This window comes from Bradyrhizobium sp. Rc3b (assembly GCF_900114915.1).
In the GTDB taxonomy this organism is placed as follows: domain Bacteria; phylum Pseudomonadota; class Alphaproteobacteria; order Rhizobiales; family Xanthobacteraceae; genus Bradyrhizobium.
The window spans coordinates 373021-383119 of record NZ_FOUS01000009.1 but is presented as its reverse complement, the minus strand read 5'-3'; the positions used below and the strand labels follow the sequence as shown (position 1 = coordinate 383119).

At 65.9% G+C, this 10099-nt stretch carries 11 protein-coding genes; 5 read left to right on the top strand and 6 right to left on the bottom strand.

Annotated elements, in window-relative coordinates:
* Nucleotides 1-177: 177 nt before the first annotated feature.
* Entirely contained in the window at nt 178-1029 is an 852-nt protein-coding gene (locus BM190_RS23200; RefSeq protein WP_092259388.1) for a LysR family transcriptional regulator, read from the bottom strand.
* 102 nt (nt 1030-1131) lie between these two features.
* On the opposite strand from BM190_RS23200, the gene BM190_RS23195 reads away from it, so the two are divergent.
* The gene (locus BM190_RS23195; protein ID WP_177237234.1) at nt 1132-2124 is read left to right on the top strand and encodes a zinc-dependent alcohol dehydrogenase family protein; all 993 of its coding nucleotides are present in this window, start codon (nt 1132-1134) and stop codon (nt 2122-2124) included.
* A gap of 111 nt (nt 2125-2235) precedes the next feature.
* Here BM190_RS23195 and BM190_RS23190 read toward each other — a convergent pair whose 3' ends face one another.
* Complete coding sequence (locus BM190_RS23190; RefSeq protein WP_018322145.1) at nt 2236-2430, bottom strand: hypothetical protein; 195 nt, start codon at nt 2428-2430, stop codon at nt 2236-2238.
* 417 nt (nt 2431-2847) lie between these two features.
* Nucleotides 2848-3921 (bottom strand): RgsD C-terminal domain-containing protein, encoded by a 1074-nt coding sequence (locus BM190_RS23185; protein ID WP_092259287.1) that lies wholly within the window; start codon nt 3919-3921, stop codon nt 2848-2850.
* A gap of 245 nt (nt 3922-4166) precedes the next feature.
* Here BM190_RS23185 and BM190_RS23180 point away from each other — a divergent pair, with 245 nt between their 5' ends.
* Nucleotides 4167-5201, top strand: coding sequence for a patatin-like phospholipase family protein (locus BM190_RS23180; protein WP_092259284.1), 1035 nt, complete (start codon nt 4167-4169; stop codon nt 5199-5201).
* Here BM190_RS23180 and BM190_RS23175 read toward each other — a convergent pair whose 3' ends face one another.
* Together BM190_RS23175 and BM190_RS23170 are read right to left on the bottom strand one after the other, a co-directional pair.
* Nucleotides 5202-5630 (bottom strand): CBS domain-containing protein, encoded by a 429-nt coding sequence (locus tag BM190_RS23175; protein WP_092259281.1) that lies wholly within the window; start codon nt 5628-5630, stop codon nt 5202-5204. It lies immediately after the preceding gene.
* A gap of 190 nt (nt 5631-5820) precedes the next feature.
* Nucleotides 5821-6642 (bottom strand): rhomboid family intramembrane serine protease, encoded by an 822-nt coding sequence (locus tag BM190_RS23170; RefSeq protein WP_092259278.1) that lies wholly within the window; start codon nt 6640-6642, stop codon nt 5821-5823.
* A gap of 451 nt (nt 6643-7093) precedes the next feature.
* Here BM190_RS23170 and BM190_RS23165 point away from each other — a divergent pair, with 451 nt between their 5' ends.
* Together BM190_RS23165 and BM190_RS23160 are read left to right on the top strand one after the other, a co-directional pair.
* Nucleotides 7094-7648 (top strand): PAS domain-containing protein, encoded by a 555-nt coding sequence (locus tag BM190_RS23165; RefSeq protein ID WP_092259275.1) that lies wholly within the window; start codon nt 7094-7096, stop codon nt 7646-7648.
* Nucleotides 7649-7775: 127 nt separating this feature from the next.
* Nucleotides 7776-8909 (top strand): DJ-1/PfpI family protein, encoded by a 1134-nt coding sequence (locus BM190_RS23160; protein WP_177237233.1) that lies wholly within the window; start codon nt 7776-7778, stop codon nt 8907-8909.
* Nucleotides 8910-8962: 53 nt separating this feature from the next.
* Here BM190_RS23160 and BM190_RS23155 read toward each other — a convergent pair whose 3' ends face one another.
* Nucleotides 8963-9349 carry a COG4315 family predicted lipoprotein gene (locus tag BM190_RS23155; RefSeq protein ID WP_177237232.1) on the bottom strand — a complete coding sequence of 129 codons (387 nt, stop codon included), beginning with the start codon at nt 9347-9349 and terminating at the stop codon, nt 8963-8965.
* A gap of 146 nt (nt 9350-9495) precedes the next feature.
* Between BM190_RS23155 and BM190_RS23150 the strand changes: the two genes are divergently transcribed.
* Complete coding sequence (locus BM190_RS23150; RefSeq protein ID WP_092259266.1) at nt 9496-10002, top strand: GNAT family N-acetyltransferase; 507 nt, start codon at nt 9496-9498, stop codon at nt 10000-10002.
* Nucleotides 10003-10099: the final 97 nt, after the last annotated feature.

Sequence of the window (10099 nt, the reverse complement as noted above, 5' to 3'; positions counted from 1 at the left end):
AATTTCGGTAAAGTGGAATATTTTTGTCGCCGCGCGTTGACCCAGGGCTCGCGTGTTTTGCCCGCCGGGCAGCGCAAGATCTTGTAGCCCGGATGGAGCGCAGCGTAATCCGGGGAGCCTTGCTACGAGGCACGAGCGCCCCGGATTACGCTCTCGCTCCATCCGGGCTACGAAGCCTCACCCCGCCAGCCTCTCGATCACGATATCGAGCAGCGCGCGCAGACGGGCGAGGCGCCTGAGATCGCGGTGATAACCGACATAGGTGTCGCGGCCGGGCGGCGCCGTTCCGATGTCGAGCGCGACCAGACGGCGGTCGCGGTCGCCGAGCGGACGCGGCAGCACGGCAAAGCCGTCACCGCTGGCGCAAAGCTCGGCCTGCACCTGCCTGTTGTTGCTGCGCGAGGCGATTGCTGCATTCGGCAGTGCGCGCTTCAGCCAAACGGCGTCCGGCATGTCGGCGAACTCGGCATTCATCGTCACGACGCGGACAGCGCTGCCGTCGCCGGCGCGCGGCGGCTTGCTGCCCTTCTTGCCGTAGAGCGCGTAGGGAATGTGCAGCAGCTTTCTGGAGATCACCTCGGGCTCGCTGAACGGCTTGATGCGGAAGACGAGATCGGCTTCACGCCGCGGCAGGCTGTAGAGCCGCGCATCGGTCAGGAGCTCTACCGTCACCTTGGGGTGACGCTTGCCGAACGCGGCGATCACCGGCGACAGCATCACCGTCCCGAACCAGTCCGACGACGACAGGCGCAACAGGCCGTCGAGCTGCGTCTCCGCGCCGGATACATGACGCTCCAGTGCGAGCGCCTCGTCCTCGATCCGCTCGGCATGGCGGAGCACGGCGGCACCCTCGTCGGTCAGCACCAGGCCATCCGCCGTGCGCTGGAACAGGGTCTGGCCCAACGATGTCTCGAGCGCGCGAAGCCGCCGGCCCATCGTCGGCTGGGTCTGGCCGATTTTTCGTGCGGCAGCGCCGAGCGTGCCTTCGCGCGCAATTGCCAGGAAGATGCGCAAATCGCTCCAGTCCATCAGGATTCCCGCCATACAAAAATGTATGACGAGCGTACAGCTTTGTTCCTTCTCATGCAAAATTTCATGGGCATATTGAGCCGATCACGGAGCAAGACGATCATGACGAGACAATCGACGATGCGCGCCGGCGTCCTGGAGACCCACAACGCTCCCTTGCGCGTCTCAACCATCTCCACGCCAGAGATCGGCCCGCACGAGGTGCTGGTGCGGGTGCGCGCGAGCGGGGTCAATCCGCTCGACACCAAGATCCAGGCGGGCGCCGCGGCGCATGCGCGCCATCCGCTGCCGGCGATTCCAGGGATCGATCTCGCCGGCGTGGTCGAACTGGCCGGGCGCGAGGTGAGGCGGTTCAAGCCGGGCGACGAGGTCTACGGCATGACCGGTGGTGTCGGCGGCGTACAGGGATCGCTGGCCGAATTCGCCGCGGTCGATGCCGATCTCCTCGCGCCGAAGCCTGTTAATCTCAGCATGCGGGAAGCTGCCGCCCTGCCGCTGATCGTCATCACGGCCTGGGAAGGCCTGATCGACCGGGCGGCGATGAAGGCGGGTCAGAAGGTATTGATTCATGGCGGTGCGGGCGGCGTCGGTCATGTCGCGATCCAGATCGCGCGCGCCGTCGGAGCGGAGGTGTTCGCAACCGGCTCGCCGTCGCAGCGCGCCACCATCGAAGGTTTCGGCGCCGTATTCATCGACCGCGACAGCTCGGTCGAAACCTACGTGACGCAGCATACCGGCGGCCGCGGCTTCGACATCGTCTACGACACCGTAGGCGGCAAGGTGCTCGACGCTTCCTTCGAAGCAGTGCGCCGCTTCGGCCATGTGGTGAGCGCGCTCGGCTGGGGCACGCATGCGCTTGCGCCGCTGTCATTCCGGGCGGCCACCTATTCAGGCGTGTTCACGCTGCTGCCGCTGCTGACAGCCGAAGGCCGCGCGCATCATGGAGAGATCATGGCGCAAGCCACGCGCCTCGCCGAGGCCGGCAAGCTCGTGCCGCTGCTCGACGCCAGGCGTTTTACGCTGGAGAACGTCGACGAGGCCTATGCGTTGATCAAGGATCACGCCGCCAAGGGCAAGCTGGTCGTCGATGTCTGAGGTGGAGCTTGTGGCCCGGATGAGGGCAGCGCAATCCGGGATTCTCGCTAAAGAGCACGAAGGCCCCGGATTACGCTGCGCTCCATCCGGGCTACGGAGCTGTGCTCGCCGCTAGTCCTCGCTGGACGCGGCGGAGCGGTTGCGCAAGTAGGCCTGCGACAACAGGAAGAACAACGCGCGCTCGCCATGATATTTGGCGGACGGCCGGGTGCGCTCGAAACCATCGGCAAAGATCTTGCCGGACTGGTCGCACACCTGCCATCGCCAGCCAAACCGCTTGCGCCTGGTAAGGATCACTTCGAACATGCCGACGAGCTTGGTCCCCTGCTCCTTGCCGGTCTCGCAAAGGCATCCAAGCCCCTGCTCCGGCCTCCCCCATTAAACGGATGCCCGACATATAACCCAGCCGAGTGGAAAGAGAATAAAATTGATGATCGGAAATTCGTCTCTTGCACCGCTGGGATGAAGATGGCGGGGGTGCGGGAATAAGCTTTCGCCAGCGGTGTTCGCCTTGGCCCCAGCAGGCAATCTGCTGGATCTTGCAGTATTCAAAGCAGAACACAGGGGTTGATGGGGATGAGCATTTTCTCACCAGTCCCCACGGCGGATGCGGCGGTAACAGAAGATGCACGCTGGTGCGCTCGATGAGAATTTCCGTGCGAGCGTCAGGTCGGCGTCAGGTCGCAGGCGGCACCGCCGCCAGGACCTTAGCGCGCGATGGCCTTAGCGCGCGACGACTTCGACCTCGCCGTCGACGCCGTTGACGACGTTGAATCCGCGCTCGTAGACCTTGCCCTCGTTCTTGGCGATGGCGCGGTATTCGCCTTCGGAGAGCACGACGCGCGGGAAGGCGCCGATCGATTCCTTGATGACGTCGCCGCCCGGGGTCAGCACCGACCAGGCGGTGTTGGCGAGCGCCTCGCCGCCCCTGTCGCTGACCAGCTTGAGGGTGATCACGGCAGCTCGGTGGGTGATGGTGACGTCGGTGAGCTTGCTGGCCTGGACGCGGATGTCGGAGCGCACCACCGAATTGGCGTCGCCATAGTTGGAGATGATGTAGTAGGTGCCCTCCGGCAGCAGCACGACGTCGCCGGCGGCGACGTTCGGCACCAAGGAGGCGCGCTCGCCGGATTCGAACTGGCTGCCCTTGTAGATCGCGAACGAGATCTGGTTCTGGGGAATGCGGCTGGTGCCGACCCGGCCCTCGATCCGCAGGCCCCCGGCCGGCAGCACGAAGGACTCACGGTCGGTCTCGGCCTTCAGGCTGACGGTGCGCACCGCGCTGACGAGGCCGAAGGCGACGTGCACGACGTAATTGCCGGGCGGCAGCACGATGTTGGGCGTGGCGCTGCGGTCCTCGCGGATCAGCTTGAAGGTGCCGTTCTCGTCGGGACGGTCGGCAAACACGCGCCAGACCAGGCCGCTGGTGATCGCCGGAGAATCCTTGCCGTATTTCGCGGTCAGCGACAGCACGCCCTGTCCGGGCACGGCCGCATTGAGCGGAGCGGCCGGCGGCACGGTCGTGACCGCGGGCGGCGGCATGCTCGGGGTTGCCGGCTGCATCAGGGTCGGCGGCAGGCTCGGCGGGCCGGCGCCCGGCCCGGAGGGCGGCGCCAGGCTGACGGCGCCGCCGGGCTCGGGCACCGAAGCCGGTGGGACCGGCGGCGGACGATCGGAGAAAAGCTGCGCCTGCGCAGCGTTTTGGCCTGAGGTAACGAGGCACGCGGCAAGGATCAGCGCCGGCAGCAGCCTGCCGCTGCGCCGCCATCCGATGATGCCGTCACCCCCGCGTGTCATGCCCCCTGCTTTTCACCGAAAACGCGGCAAATTCAAGCCTCTGATACCCCTGGAAATACGGGCCCGTGCAGATCGATGGAACCTGGTTGACGCCTGCGTGATTACACCAGAGGCAACCGTCCCTCGCCATACTCCTGCCCCGTGCCCTTTCCAAAGCGGCATAAACCATGCTTCGCGCCTGATATGGCGAAGCGCAAATGCGGTGCCTAGTCTGACGGTGCAGGCCCCGGCGTAGGAGAGTTTCGGTGTTAGACATCTTGAAGGGGCGTGGCGCGAACGGCTCGAACGGTGAGAAGATTGGCCTCGGCCCCACCCGCCGACCGGTCATCGGCCTCGCCCTCGGTGGCGGCGCGGCGCGCGGCTTTGCCCATATCGGAATCCTCAGAACCCTGATTGCCAACGGCATCGTGCCCGACGTCGTGGTCGGCACCTCCATCGGCGCCGTGGTCGGTGGCCTGCATGCGGCCGGCCGGCTCGAGACGTTCGAAGAGTGGGGGCGCAGCCTGCAAGGGATGCGCAACATCCTCGGCTATCTCGACATCCGCCTCAACGGCTCCGGCCTGCTCGGCGGCGAGAAGCTGGCGACCCGCCTCGTGAACGCGGTCGGACAGACCCTAATCGAGGACCTGCCCATCAAGTTCGCAAGCGTCGCGACCGAGGTCCGCACCGGCCACGAGATCTGGCTGACGCGCGGCCGCGTCGTCGATGCGATGCGTGCGTCCTACGCCCTGCCCGGCATCTTCTCGCCCGTCCTGATCGGCGACCGCTGGCTGGTCGACGGCGCGCTGGTGAACCCGGTGCCGGTCTCGGCCGCCCGCGCGCTCGGCGCCGAAATCGTCATCGCCGCAAATCTTTCCAGCGACATCTTCACCCATTCCACGACGATCTATTCGCACGGCGCACTGCCCGCCCCGGTCGCTCCGGAGGCGGCGGAGCCGACGGCCAAGCGGCGCTTCCCGCGCCTGTTCTCGCCCGAGAGGACGATGAAGCGCGAGTTCTTTGGCGGTAATGGCCGGCCCGGCATCTCCTCGGTGATGGTGGATGCCTTCAACATCATGCAGGATCGCATCACCCGCGCCCGCCTTGCCGGCGATCCGCCGGATCTGTTGATCACGCCGCGGGTCGGCCAGTTCGGCTGGTTCGACTTCCACCGCTCCGAGGACCTGATCGCTCATGGCACCCGCGCCGCGGAGCGCGCGCTGGAGTCGATCCAGGAGGCAATCCATGTGCTGGCGCCGGCGCCCGAAGGCACCGCGCCGAAAGCCGGCGAGCAGACCTGATCAGGCCGTCTTGATGTAGTCGCGCAGGGCTTCCTGCTCGGACTCGTATTCCTGGACCCGGCGCTTGACGATGTCGCCGATCGAGATCAGGCCGACCACCTTGCCGCTGTCGATCACCGGCAGATGGCGGAACTTGCCCGACGTCATCATCTCCATGAGCTCGGCGACCGTGTCGGTCTCCTTGCAGGTCACGACCTTGCGGGTCATGACCTGAGCGACCGGCTCCTCCAGCGCGCCGGCGCCGCGCTCGCCGATCACGCGGACGATGTCGCGCTCCGACAGGATGCCCTCGAGCCGGCTCTGGTTCATCACCAGCACCGCGCCGATCTTCTTCTCACCGAGCAGCTTGACCGCGGCAGCCAGCTTCGCGTCGGGCTCGACGCTCACGATCTGGTGGCCCTTGGTGTTGAGAATGGAACGTACCGTCATTGTTGCCTCCCTGAATCGGACCCGTTCCGCCTTTGGCGGCCCGGACTTGTTCTTCGAGTCTTCAACTAACAGTTTTAGCGCCGGTTGCAGGCTCAGGCGCTTTGCGAAGCATCGCCGCTAGCGGCTTGCAGCTTCGGAACATTCTTCCCGCAAATGATGGATGAATTCGGGCCGCGCCGCAAGCGCCGCTTCAAATACGGTCTGAAACGTCCTGTGATGACGCATCCGCAGCATCGTTTCGCACGCGCGGCACGGGATCGAACAGCGCGAACAGCAGCAGGCCGGCGAAGAAGCCGCCGATATGCGCCTGCCAGGCCACGCTCGTGGTTTCGGAATCGATGCCGATCGCACCGACGCCGAAGATGATGTTGACGCCGAACCACACGGCGAGGAAGCCGACCACCCTTCCGTCGCGCAGCGCGCGCGACAGCGGCAGCGCCGGAACCTTTGCTGCGGTATCGGCGTCCGACCGGTTGAACGACAGGAAGCTGCCGCGGACGAACGCGAAGCGGATCGCGGCTGCCATCGCGCCCGACACCGAGGCCGAGGCGCCGATCATCGGCGCCACCGCATGCTCATGGGTGACGAGATGGGCGAGCGCACCGGCCGCCGCCGTCACCGCCAGAAACAGGAAGAACCTGACCGCACCGAAGCGCCGCGCCAGCGCGCTGCCGAACGGCAACAGCCAGAGCACGTTGAAGCCGAGATGGGTCAGATTGGCGTGCAGCAGCGAATAGGTGACGAAGGTCCAGACCTTGGCGCCGGCCCCGCCGGGGATCTGCAAGTTCAGCAGCGAGGAATCGTAGCGCTTGGGGATGAAGCCGAAGACGTCGATGGTCCAGTTCTCGAGCTCCGGCGGCAGCAGCACCCGCAGATGGATCACCGCCAGCAGGACGATATAGGCGGTCAGCGCCACAGGCAGCGTCAGGACCGGCTCGCGCGGAGCCTCCTCATGGGCGGCCGGCAGGCCGGGCTGAGAATCCTGCGGCGGAGAATCGTGCGGGGAATCCAAGGCAGCTTCGCTTTCAGGCGCGATCGGAACGATCCGTTTGGAGATAGTCGCCTTTGCCGGCCTTGCGCAAGTGCACAAAAGGAAAAGGGCCCTGGGAAGCCCTGCCTGTCCGTGTCGGCCTTCCGGTGCCGGAGGAAATGAAGGTGTATCCCCACCCCTCCCCGCGGCCCGTGACCAAACTGTTTGACGCCCTGTGTACAGGCCCGCCGAGAACCTGGATGAAAGCGGCGAGGCTTGCGACTGCGATCACCATAGCAGCGCCGCGCGAGACGCAAAGGCCATAGTTAATTTAACGTTAACGACGCAAAGACTGCCTTAACGGGGGCGAAAACGCCCTCCCGGCATGGACGCTGCAAATCCCCTCCTGCACAACATCACAAGGGATCGCGGGTGCACTGAAGCGGGACAGCTTTGTCCCTTCGAGGTCGCACCCCGGGATAAGCGTTCAGACATGAAACATCCGTCGAGCCGCGCGTTCTTCGCGTATTGGGACAAGAAGCGCGGCGCCGCACGGGCTCCCGACAGGGCCGACATCGATCCGGCCGCGGTCCGCGGCCTGCTCGGCGACATTTTTGTCCTCTCCTGCGAGCCCAATCTCGGCTTTCCCTTCCGCGTCGCCGGCACACGCGTCTGTGCTCTCGCGGGATGCGACCTCAAGGACCAGAGCTTTGCAGCGCTGTTCACGGCCGCGAGCCGCAGCGAGATCGAGGAGATCACAACCATCGTCGCCGACGAGGCGTTAGGTGCGATCGCCGGCGTCACGGCCGCGCGCGAGGATGGCAGCAAGGCCTATCTCGAGCTGTTGCTGCTGCCCTTCAACGCCCGCCCGCACACGCCGGTGAGCGTGACGGGCGTGCTCGCACCGTTCGACGACGAATGCGGCGCGCTCTCAGCCTTCACCCTCACCTCCTGGCGCTATCTGCACCAGCCGGAGAAGCTGCTGCCGCGCGCGATCCGCAAACTGCAGATCGCACGCGGGCTGATGGTGTATGAGGGGCTGAGATAGTCTCCGCCGCCCGACAAATCACGCGCATGCGGATGGCCGTTTTTGCCGGATCTGCGTCATTCCTGATGTCGTCGCCAAGGGATAGCTTCCGCCTCGCGTGAAGCAACGAGGTTCGGGTGACATCATCATGACATGGCGCGTTCTGGCGTTGAGCGGCGTCGGCTGCGTGGTGCTGCTGGCGGCGATCGGCGGAACCTGGCTGTTCCTGCTGCCCGGCGCGCCGGCTCAGGGAGCCGCCCCTGCGATATCCAAGGAGGAGACCGAAGCGACGCTTGCGGCGCTGAAGCCGCCGAAGCGCAAACGCCCGCTGATTGCCATCGTCGGCATCAACGACATGAGCGAGACGACCGACTATCTGATGCCGTACGGCATCCTCGCGCGCGCCGATGTCGCCGACGTCCTCACATTGGCGACGCAGCCCGGACCCGTCACGCTCTATCCCGCGCTGAAAGTGCAGCCGCATGCGACCATCGCCGAGTTCGACGCGGCGCATCCCGACGGCGCCGATTACGTGATCGTGCCCGCGATGAGCCGCGAAGACGATGCCGTGGCGTTGCAATGGATCAAAAGCCAGGCCGGCAAGGGCGCGATCATCATCGGCGTCTGCGTCGGCGCCAAGGTCGTTGCCAACACCGGACTCCTCGACGGCCGGCAGGCCACCACGCACTGGTATTCGGTGCGCGATCTGCAAAAGCATGCCGCAATCCGCTATGTCGCGGACCGCAGGCTGGTGGTCGATCGCGGCGTTGCGACGACGACCGGCATCACCGCGTCCATGCCGATGGCCCTGACCCTGGTCGAGGCCATCGCCGGCCGCGCCAGGGCCGAGGCGGTCGCCCGCGACATCGGTCTTGCGGAGTGGAATGCGCGCCATCGCAGCGCGGCGTTCCAGTTCACACGCCCGTTCGCGCTGACGGCGATCGCCAACACGCTCGCATTCTGGAACCGCGAGCAACTCGGACTCGCGCTGACGCCAGACATCGACGAGGTGTCGCTTGCGCTTGTCGCTGATGCGTGGTCGCGCACCTATCGCTCGCGCGCCCTCACCTTCGCGGCCACGGCAGAGCCGCAGACGAGCCGTGGCGGTCTTCGCATCCTGCCGGACAACGTCGCGGCCGGCTGGCCGGCAGAGCAGATGCCGCCTGATACCGTCGACTTGCCGCCGGCGCGAGCGCTGGACCGGACGCTGCATGCCATCGATGCGCGCTACGGGTCACGCACGGCCGACTTCGTCGCGATGCAGCTCGAATATCCGAGATGACCGCACGTCAGTGCGCCGGCTGTCGCTAGCAACAGCCGACGCACGATGCGCGGTTACGGCATCGCCAGATGCCAGGCGCCGTTCAAGAAGCCGTCGCCGGTGACGTCGCCGGGCTTCTGGTCCTTGGCGAAGGTGTAGAGAGGCTTGCCCTTGTAGGCCCACTGCTTCGAGCCGTCGTCGCGCGTGATGATGGTGTAGCCGTCGCCCGCTGCATCGCTGGCCTCGGCCTTCAGCACCGGCCAGTTCGTCGCGCATGGACCGTTGCAGGCGGACTTGCCGTCCGCGTCCTTGTCGAAGGTGTAGAGCGTCATGCCCTTGCCATCGGTGAGCACGTTGCCCTTGTCGGTCTTGCCCGTCTTGGTCGGCGGTGCGGCGAAGGCGGCGGGAACGATCGCGAGCGAGAGTGCCAGCGAGAGCGCGAGGCGGATCGAGGACGTCATGATATCTCCTGTCATGCAATTGGCTTGCATGGGTAGGACGCCGCACGCGGCGTCGTATTCCTGAGATGGCGGCAAAGATATTTTTCACTGCGCGCGCCGACGCGGCGGAATAAACTGGATCAACCGAGACGGAACGACGGAAAGACATGAGCAAGCCGCATTGGCGTCCCGCGCACGCATCCGATCTGCCCGCGATCAGCGCGATCGCGGCGCGGATTCATCCTGATCTCCCTGAGAGCCCCGAGGTGCTCGCGGAGAAGATGCGGCTCTATCCCGAGGGATGCCGCGTGCTGATCACGGGCGACGAGATCGCCGGCTACGGACTTTCGCATCCCTGGAAGCAACACCGGATCCCGCCGCTCGACGGCCTGCTCGCACGATTGCCTGACGATGCGGATTGCCTCTACCTGCACGACGTCGCGGTGCTGCCCGATTTTCGCGGCGGTGTCGTGCGCTCCTATGTTGCAGAGATCGAGCAGCTGGCGCGTGCGGCAGGCATCGCAACGCTCGCACTGGTCTCGGTCTACGCCACGCGGCCGCTGTGGCAACGTCTCGGCTTTCGGCCCGTCACTGCGGATGCGGCACTGCGCGCAAAACTGGCATCCTATGGCGAAGGCGCGACGTATATGCTGCGCGACCTTACCGCGGCGTAATGTCCCTCACCGGCCAGCCGGCTCACGCGGGCGTGAAGCCGCGCCCTCGAACCGGGTCAAGTGGCGCTCCGTCGAAGGGATGTGCGAGCCGTTCCGG